At 45.5% G+C, this 18,728-nt stretch carries 16 protein-coding genes; 7 read left to right on the plus strand and 9 right to left on the minus strand.

The window, feature by feature from the left end; all coding sequences use genetic code 11:
- Window positions 1-15: 15 nt before the first annotated feature.
- A complete protein-coding gene (locus tag OH459_RS12520; protein ID WP_269986979.1) occupies window positions 16-834 on the plus strand; it encodes an EAL domain-containing protein in 819 nt (272 codons plus the stop codon).
- Between the two features lie 115 nt (window positions 835-949).
- On the opposite strand, the gene OH459_RS12525 is transcribed toward OH459_RS12520, so the two are convergent.
- Window positions 950-1,486, minus strand: a complete 537-nt coding sequence (locus OH459_RS12525; RefSeq protein ID WP_050908757.1) for an RNA-binding S4 domain-containing protein — start codon at window positions 1,484-1,486, stop codon at window positions 950-952.
- A 126-nt stretch (window positions 1,487-1,612) separates the two neighbouring features.
- Between OH459_RS12525 and OH459_RS12530 the strand changes: the two genes are divergently transcribed.
- Complete coding sequence (locus OH459_RS12530) at window positions 1,613-2,566, plus strand: endonuclease/exonuclease/phosphatase family protein (protein ID WP_269986980.1); 954 nt, start codon at window positions 1,613-1,615, stop codon at window positions 2,564-2,566.
- On the opposite strand, the gene cra is transcribed toward OH459_RS12530, so the two are convergent.
- Window positions 2,556-3,551: a catabolite repressor/activator gene (gene cra, locus OH459_RS12535; protein WP_005451680.1), complete on the minus strand. Its 996-nt coding sequence runs from the start codon at window positions 3,549-3,551 to the stop codon at window positions 2,556-2,558. The genes OH459_RS12530 and cra overlap by 11 nt on opposite strands.
- A 418-nt stretch (window positions 3,552-3,969) precedes the next feature.
- Here cra and fruB point away from each other — a divergent pair, with 418 nt between their 5' ends.
- Genes fruB through fruA form a run of 3 tightly spaced genes read left to right on the plus strand, consistent with a single transcriptional unit; the run spans window position 3,970 to window position 7,857 of the window.
- Window positions 3,970-5,103, plus strand: a complete 1,134-nt coding sequence (gene fruB, locus OH459_RS12540; protein WP_050936418.1) for a fused PTS fructose transporter subunit IIA/HPr protein — start codon at window positions 3,970-3,972, stop codon at window positions 5,101-5,103.
- 11 nt (window positions 5,104-5,114) lie between these two features.
- The gene (pfkB, locus tag OH459_RS12545; protein ID WP_269986981.1) at window positions 5,115-6,104 is read left to right on the plus strand and encodes a 1-phosphofructokinase; all 990 of its coding nucleotides are present in this window, start codon (window positions 5,115-5,117) and stop codon (window positions 6,102-6,104) included.
- 19 nt (window positions 6,105-6,123) lie between these two features.
- Complete coding sequence (gene fruA / locus OH459_RS12550; RefSeq protein WP_269986982.1) at window positions 6,124-7,857, plus strand: PTS fructose transporter subunit IIBC; 1,734 nt, start codon at window positions 6,124-6,126, stop codon at window positions 7,855-7,857.
- Window positions 7,858-8,032: 175 nt separating this feature from the next.
- Here the strand turns inward: fruA and OH459_RS12555 are convergent, their stop codons facing one another.
- Window positions 8,033-8,527: a hypothetical protein gene (locus tag OH459_RS12555; RefSeq protein WP_050925465.1), complete on the minus strand. Its 495-nt coding sequence runs from the start codon at window positions 8,525-8,527 to the stop codon at window positions 8,033-8,035.
- Window positions 8,518-9,330: a winged helix-turn-helix domain-containing protein gene (locus OH459_RS12560; RefSeq protein ID WP_269986983.1), complete on the minus strand. Its 813-nt coding sequence runs from the start codon at window positions 9,328-9,330 to the stop codon at window positions 8,518-8,520. Before OH459_RS12560 ends, OH459_RS12555 begins: the two co-directional genes overlap by 10 nt.
- A gap of 321 nt (window positions 9,331-9,651) precedes the next feature.
- On the opposite strand from OH459_RS12560, the gene OH459_RS12565 reads away from it, so the two are divergent.
- Window positions 9,652-10,215: a porin family protein gene (locus tag OH459_RS12565; RefSeq protein WP_005451662.1), complete on the plus strand. Its 564-nt coding sequence runs from the start codon at window positions 9,652-9,654 to the stop codon at window positions 10,213-10,215.
- Window positions 10,216-10,341: 126 nt separating this feature from the next.
- Here the strand turns inward: OH459_RS12565 and OH459_RS12570 are convergent, their stop codons facing one another.
- The 4 genes from OH459_RS12570 to OH459_RS12585 form a co-directional block, all read right to left on the minus strand.
- The gene (locus OH459_RS12570) at window positions 10,342-11,058 is read right to left on the minus strand and encodes a hypothetical protein (RefSeq protein ID WP_269986984.1); all 717 of its coding nucleotides are present in this window, start codon (window positions 11,056-11,058) and stop codon (window positions 10,342-10,344) included.
- Between the two features lie 239 nt (window positions 11,059-11,297).
- A complete protein-coding gene (vmeV, locus tag OH459_RS12575; RefSeq protein ID WP_269986985.1) occupies window positions 11,298-14,357 on the minus strand; it encodes a multidrug efflux RND transporter permease subunit VmeV in 3,060 nt (1,019 codons plus the stop codon).
- Complete coding sequence (locus tag OH459_RS12580) at window positions 14,357-15,418, minus strand: efflux RND transporter periplasmic adaptor subunit (RefSeq protein WP_009702013.1); 1,062 nt, start codon at window positions 15,416-15,418, stop codon at window positions 14,357-14,359. Before OH459_RS12580 ends, vmeV begins: the two co-directional genes overlap by 1 nt.
- Complete coding sequence (locus OH459_RS12585) at window positions 15,418-16,491, minus strand: efflux RND transporter periplasmic adaptor subunit (RefSeq protein WP_017189012.1); 1,074 nt, start codon at window positions 16,489-16,491, stop codon at window positions 15,418-15,420. Before OH459_RS12585 ends, OH459_RS12580 begins: the two co-directional genes overlap by 1 nt.
- 163 nt (window positions 16,492-16,654) lie before the next feature.
- Here OH459_RS12585 and OH459_RS12590 point away from each other — a divergent pair, with 163 nt between their 5' ends.
- On the plus strand, window positions 16,655-17,380 hold the full coding sequence (locus tag OH459_RS12590; RefSeq protein ID WP_005451652.1) for a TetR/AcrR family transcriptional regulator: 726 nt from the start codon (window positions 16,655-16,657) through the stop codon (window positions 17,378-17,380).
- A 194-nt stretch (window positions 17,381-17,574) separates the two neighbouring features.
- On the opposite strand, the gene gcvT is transcribed toward OH459_RS12590, so the two are convergent.
- Window positions 17,575-18,693 carry a glycine cleavage system aminomethyltransferase GcvT gene (gcvT, locus tag OH459_RS12595; RefSeq protein WP_009696728.1) on the minus strand — a complete coding sequence of 373 codons (1,119 nt, stop codon included), beginning with the start codon at window positions 18,691-18,693 and terminating at the stop codon, window positions 17,575-17,577.
- Window positions 18,694-18,728 lie beyond the last annotated feature (35 nt).

Raw genomic sequence — 18,728 nt, forward strand, 5'->3', positions numbered from 1 at the left:
TTTTTGGCGTTTTTCATGGAGTTAAAGAAGCAGTCCGATTACGAGCAATACATAAGGCAGGACAGCCTTGGCGAATATTACGTCGTGCTCAATCAATATACTTTCCATAGTGTTTATCAACCAATCTTCGATAAACACCAAAACATGATCGGTATGGAAGCCCTATTGCGCATTCGAGGCGCAGACGGAGCCAACATTCGTCCAGATCTTTTCTTTACCGATGCCAGCATAGATACCTACTTCCGACTTTGTATGGAGTTTCTATCTCGGGCAATTCATATCCGAAACTTTGCACGTCATTTCGCAGGTTCGCCGATAAAACTATTTCTAAACGTCATGCCGCAAACCTTATTAACACTGACCAAAGACATGGGTTTTAAAGATAACGGTTTGCTGTATAAGCGGTTGCATGAGCTAGGTATGGAACCTTCTGATGTGGTCTTTGAGGTGGTTGAAGAGTCGTGTGGTGATACTGAATTACTGATCCAAGCGGTACAACTAATGCGAGCTAATGGCTTTCTTTTCGCCATTGATGACTTTGGTTCCCACCATTCCGATATGTCACGCGTTAAGCAACTTTGTCCCGACATTATCAAGATAGACCGTTCTTACCTTCTTGATTACTGCTCTGGCGATACGCTTGCGATTGCCAATGCAGTTGAACTGGCCGAAGAGATGAATGCGAAAGTTGTTATTGAAGGGGTTGAGGAAAACATGCAGCTCTCCGCTATGCAAGCGCTTAATCTTGATTACTACCAAGGCTTTTACCTAGCTAAGCCAAACTCGATTAACCACTGGACCAAACACGCGCAAAACAGCGAAGTTTTACACTAACCAATCAGCCCCAAATTCTTATCAGTCAAATCCACAACCGCAAAATACAAAAGCGCCGCCTTGGTCAATAACCGAAGCGGCGCTTGTGAAATTATCCGTGTTATAGGTAAATCACTTAGAAGAAGTCGATAGAGTTACGCCCACTCTTTGGATCGCGACTCACTTGAGGCTTGTCTTCTTTCTTACCTTTCTTGGCAGATTGAGACAATGCTTCTTTCTGTGCCTTACGCTCTTTGTGCGACGCTTTACGACCCGTCGATTGAGGACCTTTAGCTTTTCTCTCATTCTTATTCGAACGAGATTTTTCTTTACGCGCGTTTTGCGCGTCCTTCTTCGCCTTCTTCTCTGCCTTTTGTTCCGCAGTTTCTGGCTCAGTTACTGGCGCATCGCACACAACAACATAGTATTCTTGGTTGAACTCGAAGAAATCGCCGTCGTACATCTTGCGACGTTTGCGCGTTTCTAGCTCACCATTTACCGCAACATAACCTTCTTCGATGATGTGTTTTGCTTCACCACCGCCACTCACCAAGTTTGCGATTTTGAAAAGCTTGTACAGTTCAATTGGGTGCGCGTCGACGTCGATACCGATCGCTTCGATCTCAATCTCTTCGCCTTCTAAATACTCTTCGTGTTCGTAATCTTGGGTCATGTTCGTTACTCATTTTTCTTGATGAACGGAGTTTAAACGGAATGCGTACAAATAGAAACGTGATCTTCACTCAACTTGTCCAATTGGGTATATACTCACCCAATAACTCCTTGAACGAGCAATATTTTGTCTAATAAGAACTGCATTACCTTTGCCACCGCCAATCTGTTCAACTTTGTTGCTCCACCTGGCGCGTATTATGACTTCGAGAACATTTACTCCCTCGACGACTGGCAGGACAAACTCACTTGGACAAAATCACAGCTCGAGCAACTCGCCCCGGATGTCATCGGCTTACAAGAAGTGTTCAGCATTGAAGAAACCAAAGCCTTCTTTACTACAATGGGATATCAGCACTTTGCCAGTGTCGATACACCGCATATTGAGGGTGACTACATCTACTCTCGTCCTGTAGTGGCAATCGCGTCCCGCTTCCCAATTGAAAGTTATGAAGCCGTCACTTTCGATAAAGAAACGCTCAACGCCTTCGGTGATTTCTCTGCGCCCCCTTTCAGCCGAAAACCAATTCGAGCAATCATCGTTCACCCTATCATTGGGCATATTGCAATTTATGTTACGCATTTAAAATCACAAAGACCGGCTGATTCAGAGGCACCTGCAGATGCAAGCAAACCAATTGCGCGCTGGCTATCAACACAACAACGCGGTTGGGAAGCAGCCATGCTACGCGACGCAATGCAAAAGCAGTATGCACGCGACTCAATGCCCACCGTGTTAATGGGAGACATGAACCAAGCAATCACATCCACAAGCGTTAACAAGGTTTTGATTGAACATTACGGTGACAGCGTCACTGATTTGCAACTAAATGACGGATGGGAATTGCAAGTAGCGCCTACTCTGGAGCCACGCCCAGCAACGCATTACCACTTTGCAAAAGGAAATGTGTTGGACTACATCTTGCTATCGCAGGAATTCGATGCTCATGCAGACATATCGATAGCGGAAGTGACGAGATATGAAGTGCTGGATGCGCACTTAATTAACCCCTCTTTTGAGCGAGATAAAAACGCCAGCGACCACGCGTTTGTGGCGCTGACGATAGAAATTAAGCTTTAGCGTCGATGTGGCGTTTCACAATCTTACGTGGAATCAACTCAACCCCAGCCTTGTAGCGTTTTGCAGACGCATTAAGCGCCAACTCCATCGCGCTGTCGGCAATGAGTTCAAACTGCTGCGGTAAAGAATTGATTTTGATTGGCAAAAAGTCCAATAGACGGTTATCACCAAAGGTTGCTAAACGCACTTTCGCCATCAGCTCCGGCTTTTCTAACATAACGTCTAACACCCCTTCGAGTAAGGTGTATGACATAGTCACTAACGCATCAGGTAATTCGTCATTCGCAATCCAACTTTCTAGCACTTTCTTACCTTCTTCTCGCGAGAAATGCTGACCATATCCTACCAGCACATCTTTGCTTTCTTGTTGGCAAGCAGAACGAAAACCCAATTCACGCTCTTTAGAAACTTGAAGTTCTGCTAAAGCGCCAATAAGCCCAATCGATTTGATTTCAGAGGACAAAACCGACTCAGTCAACTCAAATGCCGCGTCAAAATCTTCACTGATCACACAGCAAAAATGCTCATCATCCATTGGCCGGTCAAGTGCAATAACGGGCGTGCCCGAGTTTTGCAGCTTTAAGTAATACTCACTGGCAGCCGGCATGCTACTTGCGACAAACAATGCGTCAATACGACGGCTAACCAATGCCTCAGCCACTTTCTCTTCCGTTTGCGGGTTATCATCCGAGCAACCAATCAGGATTTGGTAACCTGCTTTACGAGAGTTTTGCTCAATCAGTTTTGCTAAACGTGCGTAACTGGTGTTCTCTAGGTCTGGAATGATCAAACCGAACGAACGCGAGTTTCCCGCACGTAAAGAAGAAGCCGCGTGATCCGGTTTGTAATTATGCTGCTCTACCACCGCCATGACTTTCTTTTGAGTCTTTTCGCTGATGCGGTATTTCTGCGCTTTCCCGTTAATCACATAGCTTGCTGTCGTCTTTGAAACCCCAGCTAATTTCGCTATTTCATCCAGTGTCATATTCTAAGCCCTATTCTGTGCGCAGGATCATATTAATACATCAACGATCCTTCGATAAGTTGAATTATATGCTGAACCGATTCAGTATAAAAGCTGAAAGGATTCAGCAAAACTTAAAAATTGACGAGAATCACCAAAAAACAGCAAGTGAGGTTTGCTTTGCTAGGCTTTAGAGGCAATCAATCACTGGATGATTAAGTTTTGATTTTAAAAACAGTTTCGCTGAGTGTTTTAAAAATTTGATCAATTGCTGAATCGATTCAGTTTATTGTTAAGGTTAAGCAGTTTCGTAGCAAACAATACTGGTTAACAGGAACAGCGGTTCAGCAAAGAATAGATAAACAAGGTTACGTATCGAAGAACGAGCCGCGTAGCCAAGATGAATTAGAAATAGATACCTTAAGGCTGGAGAAGCACCATGCTTAAGCTAAGTAAGAACGACATTACCCTATCTCAATCCGCTACAGATAAGTTTGAAGCGATTAAAAACATCGCTCAAAGCCTGACAGACAAAGGTCTGGTAGAACAAGGCTATGTAGAGGGCATGCTAAACCGTGAAAACCAAAACTCAACATTCTTGGGTAACGGCATCGCGATTCCTCACGGCACCACAGACACACGCTCAATGGTTAAAACCACGGGTGTTGCGGTTCACCACTTCCCACAAGGTGTTGAATGGGGTGACGGCAATAAGGTTTTCGTCGCTATTGGTATCGCGGCAAAATCAGATGAGCACTTGGGCATCCTAAAGCAGCTAACAAAAGTATTGGGCGCAGACGGTGTTGAAGAGCGCTTACGCAATGCGAAAAGCGAAGATGACATCATTGCCCTACTTCATGGTGACGTTCAGCTAGAAGCAGATTTCGATGCCTCTCTAATTCAACTTCTCTTCCCTGCAAGCGACATGGTTCAGATGAGCGCGGTTGCGGGTGGTCTACTTAAGAATACAGGTTGTGCTGGTGCAGAATTCGTTGCGGATCTTGTGACGAAAACACCGACGCACCTTGGTCAAGGTCTGTGGCTAGTCGGTAGCGATAAGCAAGTAACTCGCACTGGTGTTTCTTTTGTATCAACAGCGAATGACTGTGAGTTTGAAGGCGAGAAAGTTCGTGCTCTAGTTGCGTTTGCTGCTTGCAATAACGCGCACCAATCGATCCTAAGCACAATTTCAAAGCTTGTGTTTAACAACGAACACAACAAGTTACTTGATGCTTCTGCAGAGCAAGTTCTAGCGTTATTCAAAGGCGAAGAAGTAGCAAGCGAAGCATCTGAAGATGGCAACACTGCAGTGTTCAAGATTAAGAACGCGCACGGTTTGCACGCTCGTCCGGGCGCAATGCTGGTCGCGGAAGCGAAGAAATTCGAATCAACCATCCGTGTTGCTAACTTAGATGGCGACGCTAAACCAGTAAACGCAAAGAGCCTAATGAAAGTTATTGCGCTTGGTGTAAAACACGGTCACCAGCTTCAATTCTCTGCTGAAGGTCCAGACGCAGCACAAGCTCTCGAATCCATCGGTAAAGCAATCGCTTCTGGTCTTGGTGAAGGTTAAGGGACGGATTCATGACAGCAACAATTTCATCGACAAAAGCAACAAACAAAGTCGTGACCATTACGCTTAACCCTGCCCTTGACCTAACGGGTTCACTGGATTCACTAAAAGTGGGATCGGTCAGCCTAGTAGAAAAGAGCAACCTGCATGCTGCTGGTAAAGGCGTAAATGTCGCCAAAGTTCTGAGTGACTTAGGTGCGGACGTGACAGTGACTGGCTTTCTAGGCAAAGACAATCCTGAACTGTTCCACCAGCTTTTCGACGACATCAAGGTTCACAACGAGTTTGTTGAAGTCGAAGGCGCAACGCGCATCAACGTAAAACTGGTTGAGGCAGATGGTCAAGTCAGCGATATCAACTTCCCTGGTGTGCAAGTCACGCCAGAAGAAATCGCTCGCTTTGAACAAACCCTATTCCGCCTTGCAGAAACACACGATTACTTTGTTCTTGCCGGCAGCGTACCTGGCGGCGTAAGCGCAGAGCAATGCGCAACGTGGATTGAAGCGCTGCACCAACAAGGTAAGAAAGTGCTTTTTGATAGCAGTAAAGCCGCATTACGTGCAGGCATCGAAGCGTATCCTTGGTTAATCAAGCCAAACGATGAAGAACTCAGTGATTTTGTTGGCGAACACCTAGCCACACCAGAACAATGCCAAATCGCGGCGCAAACACTTAGCGATAAAGGCATTGAGAACATCGTTGTGTCAATGGGCGCTGACGGTGTGATGTGGCTTAACCAAGGTGAATGGCTACGCGCACAACCACCAAGAATGAATGTTGTAAGCACTGTTGGCGCAGGCGATACGCTTGTTGCGGGCTTGTGCTGGGGTCACATGCAAGTGATGCCGAAAAACGATTTACTCCGCTTCGCTACCGCGCTTTCTGCTCTTGCAGTTAGCCAAGTTGGCGTAGGCATAACCAGTCAGGAAGAACTGGAGAACATCAAGCTCCAAACACAAGTAACCGAGCTTTACCCTAATACTAACTTAGACAAAAACTAAGGAACAGAAGGTTATCAGTATGAATATTGCCATCATTACAGCTTGTCCAAGTGGTGTTGCGAACAGCATCATTGCGGCAGGTCTACTAGAACAAGCAGCCGCTAAGTTAGGTTGGAATGCGAAGATTGAATGCCAATCAAGCGTGATTGAACCAACTCGACTAACAGACGCTGACATTGAACAAGCAGAAGCGATCGTAATTGCGGCTAACACTCCAGTTGATACTTCTCGTTTCGTAGGTAAAAAAGTCTACTTATCAGATATCAGCGACGTAGCTAAAGACGCATCTGCTTTCCTACAAACTGCAGTAGAAAGCGCAGCAACCTTAGCGCAAGCAACAAATGTTGCGGCACCAGTTGAAAGTGCATCAGCGACGAAGAAAATCGTTGCAATTACGGCATGTCCAACAGGCGTAGCGCATACCTTCATGGCGGCGGAAGCACTGGAAGAAGAAGGTAAACGCCGCGGTCACCAAATCAAAGTGGAGACTCGTGGTTCAGTAGGTGCGAAAAACCAACTCACTGACCAAGAAATCGCAGACGCAGATTTGGTAATCATCGCTGCCGACATCGAAGTGCCACTAGACCGCTTCAACGGCAAGAAGATGTACCGCACTAAAACAGGTCCAGCTCTGAAGAAAACCGCAGAAGAGATGGACAAAGCGTTTGAACAAGCAACCGTATACCAACATTCTGGCTCGTCAAGCGCGTCATCAGCGACTGAAGAGAAGAAAGGCGCATACAAACACCTAATGACAGGTGTATCGCACATGCTCCCTGTGGTTGTTGCTGGTGGTTTGATCATCGCCCTATCCTTCGTATTTGGTATCGAAGCGTTTAAAGAAGAAGGCACATTAGCGGCTGCTCTGATGAACATTGGTGGCGGCTCCGCTTTTGCTCTGATGATTCCTGTACTTGCAGGTTACATCGCATTCTCAATTGCTGACCGCCCAGGTCTGGCTCCGGGTCTTGTCGGCGGTATGCTTGCAAGCTCTACTGGCGCTGGTTTCCTTGGTGGTATCGCTGCGGGTTTTATTGCTGGTTATGCCGCGAAGTTCCTTGCAGATAAAGTGAAACTTCCACAATCGATGGAAGCACTTAAACCGATTCTGATCATCCCATTTGTGGCAACCTTGTTCACTGGTCTAGTTATGATTTACATCGTAGGTGGTCCGGTATCAGGCATCATGAACGGTCTGACAGACTTCCTAAACAACATGGGTTCTGACAGTGCTGTACTACTAGGTATTATCCTTGGCGCAATGATGTGTTTCGACTTAGGTGGTCCAGTAAACAAAGCAGCTTACGCATTCGGTGTAGGTCTATTGGCTTCTCAAACTTACGCTCCTATGGCTGCAATCATGGCGGCAGGCATGGTCCCAGCACTTGGTATGGGTCTTGCGACATTTATTGCGAAAAACAAATTTGAACAAAGCGAGCGTGAAGCAGGTAAAGCATCATTCGTTCTTGGTTTGTGCTTTATCTCTGAAGGTGCAATCCCATTTGCAGCGAAAGATCCAATGCGTGTAATCCCATCATGTATGGCGGGTGGTGCACTAACGGGTGCACTATCTATGCTGTTCGGTGCAAAACTAATGGCACCACACGGTGGTCTGTTCGTACTGTTAATCCCTAATGCAATTTCTCCGGTATTAATGTACTTGGTAGCAATCGCAGCAGGTACAGCGGTAACGGGTTTCACTTACGCGTTCCTAAAGAACAAAGCAGAAGCGAAACAACAAGCCGCTGCTTAATCGTCAACGGTCAGCTTGTGCTCACCTAGGCAACGATTGATTAACGATTAACAATGCCTCCCTCGATTTGGCATTCGACACCTCCCTCTGCTTCGGCATTGGGAGGTGTTTTTTATTGTAGAGAGGCGAACAGAAGCGTGGTCAGATAACTAAATATGAAAAAACGAATGGATGACTAAATTCGGTAACAAACAAAGTTACTTTCCTCTGCTTCGCTTTGATTGAAAAAGAACAAACGGTCATTTTCAACTTTATAAATAAAGTCCGTTTTCGTTCCAACATACGAGTTCATGTCGCGGATAAACACTTCGCTTTCTGTCGGTTGGTGATTCCAGCTTACCTTTTGATAATCCACTGATAACTCATGTCCATCGACCTTATACTTACCATTGAAAATCATTTCGTATTCTTTACTTTCACCCGTCTTAGTTAGAAGTGAACCTTTTTGAAAGATATACATATCCCTATCGGAGCTAAACACCACTACAGAGCGATCTTTGATGTGCTCATATCGTCGATAGCCTTTCGTGATAAAGTCCTCTTCATAGGTCGCACAAGCCCAGCGGGACCCAGTAATCTCATCCGACTGAAAGTACTTTTGATGTACGGCAACGCCAACTAAAGCGAGTGTCAATCCGATATTAAGCACGGCGAGTTTGTTTATTTGCATATTGCGTCCGCCCTCCTCATGCTCTCCAAGATGGTCTCTTTTAACGACTCAATCTCAAGTGAGAAGTTAATGTAGTTGACGTTCTTATTGCTATTTTTAGCAAACGCAAAGGCACGCAAAATGTACGCACCTTCTTGATAAGCTGATTCGGAAACGCGTAAATAAACAATTGCCGGACAGACAGGAAATGAATCCTCATTCAGACTGGTTGCCAAAGCCGAAAGATTAAGCTCATCATGTTTGAGGTCGTAAAAATAAAAGTCCGTTTCAGAGACGGAAAAGTCGTCATATTCAGAATTATTGAGGAAATCAGGATGTGGTGCGAAAGGACGAAAATACAATACTGAACCAAGTGCTAAAACAAGTATCAAGCTCAGCATTGGTGCCAAGTTCAATGCCTTATCTCGCGATTCAGTTGGTCTTTGAACGGAAGTTCTAACCGTTTCGGTGGACTCTGGTTCCAATGTTTCTAAATCCGGAATTTGTACTTTTTGTTTAGTGGGTTTAGCGTCGTCATCAATTTCTAATAAATAACCAATTTTGCTAACGGTTTTTATCTTTACGCCTTTTGCATCCAACTGCCCTAGCTTCTTTCTCAAGCCCGAGATGACATTAGTTAGTGCTTGATCCGTGACTACCGAACCATCCCAACACGTTTCAAATAACTCCTCTCGAGTGACATGAACACCCTGTTTTTCAATCAACAGGTTCAACACTTGATAAGGGAGCGGCCTTAACGGTACATCACTGCCTCGTGAATTGGACAATTTCCTTGTCGTCGGATCGAGGATTAAATTGGCCAAATAGATTCTATGCATACAGTCTCACTATTTTCTCAACTCCTTGAATTATAGGTTAGGTTTGCAAAATCAAATCAGAAAACTCTCAGTGTTCACAATTCACACCATCGCACTGAATCACCCAGCAGCTCTGCATTGCATCATCAATAAATTGCGATGAACAGCCTCTGATTACACAAAAAACACACAATTTCGTAAGTATCTAAATCGATTGAAATTATTTGTTTTTTGTGTACTTTTTGTTTAGTTTTTCATCGTCTCACTCGGATAATGAACACTGTTTTAAACACAACAAGACAGACAGTAATACAGAGGTAAATAACAATGAAAAAAGCAGTCATCCTTCTTCTAGCACTAGGCAGTATTCAAGCCCAAGCAAATGACTCAAAAGACGTGTCCGGTTTTTATTTGGGAGGTGGTATCGGTAATACTACCTATAGCGATGATGACCCATTCACACAGCTCGATGGTGACGGTACAACCTTTAAACTTATCGGAGGGTATCAGTTCAATCGTATCGTTGGTGTTGAAGCACAATACACAGATTATGGTGATATTAAGCTTAAGCACACCCCGTTAGATTTGGATGTAAACAGTGTCTCCGTCGCGGCAAATATTGGTTATACCTTCGACAACGGTTTGCGACCATTTGCGACATTAGGCTTGGGATATATCTCGGTTGATATCCCGGAAGGGTTAGGACCTGACGAAGACGAGTTATTACTTCGCGTCGGCGCTGGTCTTGAATATACACCACATCAGCTTAGCAACATCACTTTCCGTGCGGCGTATGAGATGGACCACTTCAACGTCGATTCAACCCGTTCGAGCAAAGATACCGACATCCAGATCGGCTCTTTCTATGCGGGCGCAACGTACAAGTTCTAATAATCAAAGAAAAAGCAAACACATAGAAACCACAAAGGGCGACACTAATTTTAATAGCTGTCGCCCTTTTCTTGTTCGGGTCTGTTTAACCGATACTTATTTTTTCATCATGTACTTTTGTACGACCTACTTCTGCATCGGTACCGCTTCAATATCGACATCCCCCGTGTTCATGTCTACCGTCGCTTGGTAGACACTGTGTGGGTCGCCGTAATGCTTAAACGTAAAATGATAAACATTGGCTGGCGTCCAAATTTCTTGGTCTTCTGCCGGCATAATGTCATAACCATCTTGCTGGTAAAGTTCAGTTGCCATCACATAAGCAAGCGCAGTCTGTACCTTAGTATCACGGTCAATTTTTGGCTCTAACGACGGGTTACTTGGGTAAGTGTTACCATTGAAGCTCATTTGACGATATGCGCCGTTGCTCCACACAATAAAGTCTTGCCAACCATTGCTGTAACTGTCAGCCAAAACAACAGGCGTTCTAGTAACTGACATGCGGTTAAGAACCTTGCCGTTGTTGTCAAACATATACGCGCTACAACCGCCACTGCCACAGAAATAGCGATCTTGAAGCAATACAAAGTGCTCCGCTACTCCATCGCTATTTAAATCCGCTGAGCCTGTTAGGTAACGAATTTTATCTTTTTCTAAAGAAAGCCCTTCAGGGTTCAAAATGCTTTGGTCGATCCAAGTTGCGATAGTTGCCGCATCGACACTTTTGATTTCCACAGGTGCTTCAGGAGCTGTGGTATTTGTAGAAACACTGTCTGTAGAAGAACAGCCAATAAGCGTTAATGAACCTAGAAGGAAGAGTCCGTGTAATCCACGATTTATCATTTGCGTTCGCTCTTTTAATCATGATGTTTTGTTAGTATACGCATCATTTATCAATCGCTTGCAAGAAAATCATAAAAATCCGTTAAGTGTTCACCAAACCACCCGCTTTGTCTTTTTCGCCTTTATCTACTCTTTTTCTTCTCAAATCTCGTTTCTCATCCCTATACGCCAAGATCAAAAAAGCCCTGAGGAAAATCCCCAGGGCTAGGCAGGAATCTGACAGAAGTCAGGTTGGTCCCTTATGCAGTGGTTGGTTTGATCTTAAACAGAATTGCAAACATGACTGGAACGACAATCAATGTTAGCACTGTAGCAAAACCAAGGCCTGCCATAATCGTAATCGCCATTGAACCGAAGAAAGCATCAAACACGAGTGGAATCATACCCAGAATCGTTGTCAGTGCTGCCATACTTACTGGACGAACACGGCTAATCGCACTATCAACAATGGCTAAGTAAGGATCCTTGCCCGATTCTAGCTCAAGGTTAATCTGGTCTAGAAGTACGATACCGTTTTTCAGAATCATACCGCTTAAGCTCAGCAGACCAAGGAAAGCAGTAAAGCTGAATGGCATGTTTGTCGTCAGAAGACCAAACGCCACACCGATGATAGACAACGGCACCGTGAACCAAATAACCAGTGGTTTCTTTAATGAGTTAAACAGAAGCATCGTAATGATGAACATTAATAGGTAACCCATTGGCAATGAGCCAAACAGCCCTTCTTGCGCATCTTTTGATGACTCGTATTCACCACCCCAAGTAATTTCGTACCCTTCTGGAATGTGTAGCGCCATCACTTTTGGTTGTACACGAGCAAACAAGCTTGCCGCGGTATCGTCACTCAATACGTCGTGGTCAGCCAGTACCGTTAGAGTACGTTTACGGTCACGACGTTGAATCAACGGCTCATCCCAATCCAATTTCACACCGTCAATCACTTGATCAACTGGGATGTACGTCTGTAACGATGGACTCCAAATGTTCACGTTTTGCAGCGATTCAAAGTCAACACGCTCCGCTTCTGGTAGACGCGTCATGATAGGCAGAATATGCGTACCATCGCGCAAGAAGCCTAGTGTGCTACCGCCAAACGCCATTTGTAGCGTACTTGAAAGATCTTGCTTCGAAATACCTAAGCGACGCGCTTTCGATTCGTTAAATACCGGTACAAGCTCTTTAGTACGCTCACGCCAATCATGACGAATATTGCGAGCGCCTGGGTCAGTGTGCAGAATGTCTTCTACTTGTACTGCTAGCTCACGCAGCACTTGTGGATCTGGACCAGTAATACGTGCCTCAATCTTAGAAGCTGGCGACGGACCAAACTCCATCAGCTTGAACTGAAACGTTGGCTTATCAAACGTCTTCGCTAGATTGTCGTCTAGCTTGTGCAGAAGCTTGAACATGTTGTCACGGTCCGTAGTACGAACTTGGAACTGTGCGTAAGCTTCGTAACTCTTTTCCGGCTGGTAAGTCAGAGCGAAACGCTGCAAACCTTGACCAATCGAGGCAGAAACAAAATCAATATCATCTTGCGTACGAATGTAGCTTTCTACTTCTTCTGCTTTCTTGATGGTTTCACGAATATCTGTGCCTTCTGGCATCCACATATCAACGTAGAACATCGGTGTATTTGAAGGTGGGAAGAACTGTTGCTTAACACTACCAAACGCAACCACCGCACCCACAAGTAACGCCACCATGCCGGCAACGGTTAACCAACGGAAACGAAGTGCAAGCTTCAAAGACGCACCAAATGCAACGAACAACCAGCCTTTGTATGGGTCTTCATCTTCAGAGTTCGCGCCTTTGTCTTCTTCTTTCAATAGAAGATCTGCTAGAAACGGCGTTAGCGTAATTGCAGTAATCCAGCTTAAAAATAGCGAGAAACACAATACCCAGAACAACGAACCCATAAACTCACCCGTCGCGTCTTGAGATAAACCGATAGGTGCGAAAGCAGTGATCGCAATAACGGTAGCACCAAGTAATGGCCACTGGGTTTGTTTTACAATATCCGTTGCCGCTTGAACTTTAGTACGACCCTTCTTAAGACCAACCAATATCCCTTCGACAACAACAATGGCATTATCCACCAGCATACCGAGGGCAATGATAAGTGCCCCCAGCGAGATACGGTGCAGCTCGATATTGTTGTAGTTCATTAATATGAAGGTACCGAATACCGTCAACAGCAGAACCAAACCAATGATCAAACCACTACGCAGCCCCATGGTGAACAACAGTACAATAATTACGATCGCAACCGCTTCTGCCAAGCTAATAACAAACGCTTTTACCGAGTCATCCACTTCTTGTGACTGGTTGTAGAAATAGTTCATATCGATACCAGCAGGCTTGATCGTTTCAAGGCTTGCCAGTTCCGCTTCAATACGTTGCCCCACTTCTACCACGTTTACACCTGATGCAAACGAGATACCAATGTTGATCGCTTTCTTACCGTTGAACAATAGAACATTACCCGGCTTTTCTTGAATGCCACGGCTGATGGTTGCAACATCTTTTAGGCGGATCAGATTACCTGTATCACGACCGTGAATAATCAGGTTTTCCAAGGCTTCTACGGTGTTTAGCGTGCCGCTAGGACGAATAATTAGACTCTCGCCGTTCACCATCACTTCACCAGCAGAAACCACATTGTTCTGTTGGTTCAGCAAACCAGAGATCACGTTCATGTCGAGGTTAAGCGCAGCTAAACGATCAAGAGATATTTCAACGAAAAGCATCTCTTGCTGATCACCAGCAATGTCCACTTTGCCCACACCGTCGATAAGTTCAAGCTCACGCGTAAGTTGGTCCGCGTAACGCTTTAGTTCGATGTAATCGTAGTCATCACCTGTGAGCATTAACATCACGCCGTACACGTCGCCAAAGTCATCAATGATTTGCAGAGATTGAACACCTTGCGGCAAAGTTGGTTGCAAATCGTTGATCTTACGACGCATTTCATCCCAGATCTGCGGCAGTTCATCAGGACCGTAGTCCATCTTCATGCTCACCATAATCTGTGACATACCACTCGAAGACGTTGACGTGATCTTATCGATATAAGGCAACTTACGGATCTCTTTTTCAAGCGGATAAGTTAGTTCTTCTTCCACTTCTTTAGAGGTCGCGCCCGGATAAGTCGCAATCACCATCGCATCCTTAATGGTAAATGCCGGGTCTTCTAATCGACCAAGTTCTAAGAACGACGTTACACCGCCGATCGCAAGAATAACGATAAACAGCCAGCTGATGACTTTGTTCTTAATTGAGTATTCAGCAATGCTCATTATTGTACTTTCTCCACCACGTCCACATGCTTACCTTCACGAAGTTTGCGTAAGCTGGAATTCACTAATACATCGCCTTGAGCAACACCCGAGGACACAATCGCACCTTCACCATTAACTTGATTGATGGTCACGGCAACTTTTGTGACCGCGTCACCATTTAATTTCCAAACGAAAAACTCACCGTCATGGCTGCCCGCTTGCAGCGCTGTCATTGGGATGTTGTAACCATCAATAGACGTAATGCCTGCCGCTACCATATCAACCGACACGCTTACGCTTGTGCCCGGCAAAATCTCTTGCTCAGGCTGAGGCATCGTCAGGTACATTTGGTAAGTTTGTGTTTGCGCATTTGGCTCACTGGTGTGCTCCAAGTAGTTCAGCTGATACCGCTTTTCATCACCAGAGAACGTTGCTTGAGGTTGGTAACTCATGCTTTGAGTGTTTGGATTCACCATTGCTAATACGTTATCTGACAGCTCAATACGAACGTACACTTTGTCACTTTGATAAAGGTTTAGAACCGGCTCACCAATTGCAACACGCTCGAAACGCTCTTTAAATACGTCAGAAACTTTGCCTGCAAACGGGGCAAACAAACGGGTGTAATTCAACTGGTTTGTCGCGTTATAGAAGTTCGCTTCTGCCAGCTCCTTGTTTGCCGTTAGTTCGTCTAGCTCCGCTTTCGAAATCATTTGGCGGCTGTGCAACTCTTCCCCACGTTTAAGCTGACGAATAGCAAGCGTGTATTGCGCCTCGGCATCATTGACTGCTTGCTTCTCTTTACTGTCATCAAGCTTAGCGATCATCTGACCTTCTTTTACTGTGTCACCAGCTTTCACCAACACATGTTGCACCTCACCGGCTCGACGAAACGCAATCGGAGTTTGTTCAGCAGGCACCACTTGTCCCTTAAAGGTACGGAACTGGCTCTTTACTGGAACATCGACAGAGACCGTCGACACATACAAAGGTTGTTCAACAGCTGCTTCTTCGTTGCTGTTACAACCAGTCAGCACTGCAAGCGCAACAGCAGAAACTGTAAATAGTGAACGTTTCATTAAATACCTTCCTCACGGACCCAAGCTTTCACCACTTGACCTTCAACTAGGCGCTCAACACCCGCGATGACAACATAATCGTTCTTGTCTAGACCCGACTCCACACCACCGTTTTCATTTAGTGACAAGGTCACTTTATTCACCTGTTGTGTTTCACTGTCCATCACCCATACTTCGCCTTGAGTTTCGCTTTTGCTTACCCACGCCGCGCTTGGCAGCATCACAGCATCCGAAACATTTTGCTTAGCGATATGAACTTGACCTGTCATGCCCGTCAGCAAGTTACGATCAGACGGACGAGTAATGGTCACAATCGCCTCATAACTGTTAGTGTCTGCGTTTGGCTGAGTCGAAATCTCTTTAAATGTGCCTTGAATGCGATTGTTTGGTTCGCTGTCCATCGTTACCCACATTTCCGCGTCTTTTAATGTGTTCAGTGACACCGCTTCTGCATACGTGACGGGCAAAGTGAACGACACATCTAACGTGGTATTGTCGATAAGGTTTAGAATTTCTTGCTTCGCCGCGACAACTTGGTACGGCTTCACGTAGGTGTAAGAAACAACACCATCAAACGGTGCATGAATCTCTGTGTAGCTTAAGTCTGTTTTTGCTTGCTCAAGGTTTGCCAGTGCGGCTTTGTACTGGGTTTCTTGCTGGTCATAGCTATCAGTACTGATCAGCTTCTTGTTGTACAAACTTTTCGAGCGTTCCCATTGGGTTTTCGCTAACGAATATTGCGCTTGCGACGCATCAAGCGCCAATTGCAGATCTTTTGGGTCTAGCGTTGCAAGGACATCGCCCTGCTTCACTTCCTCGCCCATTCTGACGATCAACTTCTCAATTTCGCCACCAACCTGAAATGAAAGTTGGGCTCTGTACGTTGCATCTATTCGCGCAAGGAATGCATCGGAATCGGCAACAGTCAGATCATTAACAGCAAGTAATTTTACAGGTTTGATTAATGGCTCGGACGGTTCTGATACGGCTTTGTTACACCCTGTCAGCATCGTAGCGAGGCTCAATGCCACCGCTGCTCCGACAAATGTGCGCTTTAGGTATTGTTTTCGCACTGGCTTTCTCCATCGACTTTTTATTTACTACACAGCCGTGCAGTATAAGAACAATGAAAAAATGATCAACATATTTTCCACATGGATAATAAAATAATTAGTCAAATCGTCCGGTTTCTGGTAAAAATAAGCGCGTTGAATAATATTCGGGAAAATTCGAACTATGACAGAGAGAAAGCAAGGCCGTAGGAGTGCTGAAGCCGCTGAGCAAACTAAGTGCCTGATTCTTAGAGTCGCGGCAGATATGTTCTGTGAGTTAGGTTATGAACGAGTTTCGCTTCGAAACATCAGTGAAAAGGCTGGTGTCTCCCATAGTTTGATTCGCCACCACTTCGGAAGCAAAGAGAAAATCTGGCAAGCCGTAAGTGATGCCATGGACGAGTTCATGCAGGGTTACATGGCGCAGCTGGTTAACGAAATGCCAGCAAACACCCCGTCTAATCAAAAGATTTACCTATTCATGGTAAGAATGCTTGCGTTCGCGCTGGTTAACCCTCACCCAGTGCAGATGATTGCTGACGCGATTCGCCAGGGCGATGATGCGCTACTGCAATACTTCTTAAGATCGAAAGACGAATTTGCAGCGATTTTTACCGACCTCTTTGCTGACTACAATGTTGAATACCCTGAATACCAAATCGATCAGTGGGAATCAAAATGGCAAATGCTGGTATTTGCTCATGGCGCGATTAGCCTAGCTCCAATGATGCAAGAGACATGGCCAGAAGACGCAAACAACCGCGACAAGATGCTGATCAGACACTGGGAATTGTTTAACACCATCATGGCAAGCCAATTTAGTGTGAATAAAGAAGACATGATTCACCCAGACAAATTGAGTGAAGTGGTTATCGATATGTGTTGCCCGATTGAAGAATTAAGCGCGTAATCAACACCTTCAGAATAACGTAAAAATGCCGAGCAATTTGCTCGGCATTTTTGTTTATGCTTTTCGTTTCAAAGAGGAAACGAAATGGAACCTACTTAATAGTTGCTTATTCCTAAACGCGACACTATAGCTATACAGCGCGTGGGAAGTAGATTCCTAGTCTCGCTTTGGCTCGCTGGAATGACGAGCTTTAATTAACCACGGTAGTAGCGTTGCGGTACGAAAGGCATTTTTTCTACCGTCATTGGTAGCATCTTGCCGCGTACTTCTGCAAATAGCTCAGTACCGATAGCCGCAAGATCGGCGCGCACGTAACCCATAGAAACTGGCTTACCAGCATTTGGACCTGCTGTACCACTGGTTACTACACCAATCTTGTTGCCGTCTGCATCGTACAGTTCTGCACCTTCACGCACAGGCGCTTTTGTTTGACCAACCAAGCCAATACGCTTACGAGCAACGTCTTTTGTTTCGATCTGCTTAAGAATGATGTCTGCACCAGGGAAACCGCCCGCACGCTCACCATCAGCGCGGCGTACTTTTTGGATGCCCCATAGCAGGCTTGCTTCAACAGGAGTCGTCGTTGTATCTAAGTCATGACCGTATAGACACAGACCACATTCAAGACGAAGTGAATCACGAGCACCAAGGCCAATCCACTCTACTTCCTCTTCGCCAGTTAGCTTACGAGCAAGCTCTTCTGCTTTGTCAGCCGGTACCGAGATTTCGTAACCGTCTTCGCCAGTGTAACCACTACGAGAAACAATGCACTCAACGCCTAGTAGTTCAACTTTACGAACATCCATAAACAGCATCTCTGCTACTTCAGGAGCAAAACGCGCTAGTACTTCTGCTGCTTTAGGACCTTGAATCGCAAGCAGTGCACGATCATCGATGATTTCCAGCTCAACGCCGGAAGGAAGATGCGCTTGAAGGTGTGCAATGTCTTGCTCTTTACATGCTGCGTTCACAACCACAAACAGATGGTCACCAAGGTTCGCGACCATCAAGTCATCCATGATGCCGCCCTGCTCATTAGTGAAGAACGCATAACGTTGCTTGCCTGCGCCTAGATCTACGATATCAACAGGAACTAACGTCTCTAGGAAAGCTGCCGCACCATCGCCAATCAAACGAAGTTGACCCATGTGAGAAACATCGAACAGACCTGCTGCATCACGTGTGTGTAAGTGTTCTTTCTTAACGCCTAGTGGGTATTGAACTGGCATGTCGTAACCCGCGAACGGGACCATCTTTGCGCCTACTTCAACATGAAGTGCATGCAGTGGTGTTTTCAGAAGTTCTTGAGTCATTTTCGTCTCCATTTAGATAGACCCGAGAATGCTGT

It is taken from the genome of Vibrio sp. MM46 (assembly GCF_027587135.1).
In the GTDB taxonomy this organism is placed as follows: Bacteria; Pseudomonadota; Gammaproteobacteria; order Enterobacterales; family Vibrionaceae; genus Vibrio; species Vibrio harveyi.

Excerpts from the sequence above, each read along its gene's own strand:
- OH459_RS12570 (WP_269986984.1), bottom strand. The coding sequence starts at position 11,058 with ATGATAAATCGTGGATTACACGGACTCTTCCTTCTAGGTTCATTAACG.
- cra (WP_005451680.1), bottom strand. The coding sequence starts at position 3,551 with ATGACACTGGATGAAATAGCGAAATTAGCTGGGGTTTCAAAGACGACA.
- vmeV (WP_269986985.1), bottom strand. The coding sequence starts at position 14,357 with ATGAGCATTGCTGAATACTCAATTAAGAACAAAGTCATCAGCTGGCTG.
- OH459_RS12525 (WP_050908757.1), bottom strand. The coding sequence starts at position 1,486 with ATGACCCAAGATTACGAACACGAAGAGTATTTAGAAGGCGAAGAGATT.
- pfkB (WP_269986981.1), top strand. The coding sequence starts at position 5,115 with ATGACAGCAACAATTTCATCGACAAAAGCAACAAACAAAGTCGTGACC.
- OH459_RS12565 (WP_005451662.1), top strand. The coding sequence starts at position 9,652 with ATGAAAAAAGCAGTCATCCTTCTTCTAGCACTAGGCAGTATTCAAGCC.
- OH459_RS12555 (WP_050925465.1), bottom strand. The coding sequence starts at position 8,527 with ATGCAAATAAACAAACTCGCCGTGCTTAATATCGGATTGACACTCGCT.
- fruB (WP_050936418.1), top strand. The coding sequence starts at position 3,970 with ATGCTTAAGCTAAGTAAGAACGACATTACCCTATCTCAATCCGCTACA.
- gcvT (WP_009696728.1), bottom strand. The coding sequence starts at position 18,693 with ATGACTCAAGAACTTCTGAAAACACCACTGCATGCACTTCATGTTGAA.
- OH459_RS12520 (WP_269986979.1), top strand. The coding sequence starts at position 16 with ATGGAGTTAAAGAAGCAGTCCGATTACGAGCAATACATAAGGCAGGAC.
- fruA (WP_269986982.1), top strand. The coding sequence starts at position 6,124 with ATGAATATTGCCATCATTACAGCTTGTCCAAGTGGTGTTGCGAACAGC.
- OH459_RS12580 (WP_009702013.1), bottom strand. The coding sequence starts at position 15,418 with ATGAAACGTTCACTATTTACAGTTTCTGCTGTTGCGCTTGCAGTGCTG.
- OH459_RS12590 (WP_005451652.1), top strand. The coding sequence starts at position 16,655 with ATGACAGAGAGAAAGCAAGGCCGTAGGAGTGCTGAAGCCGCTGAGCAA.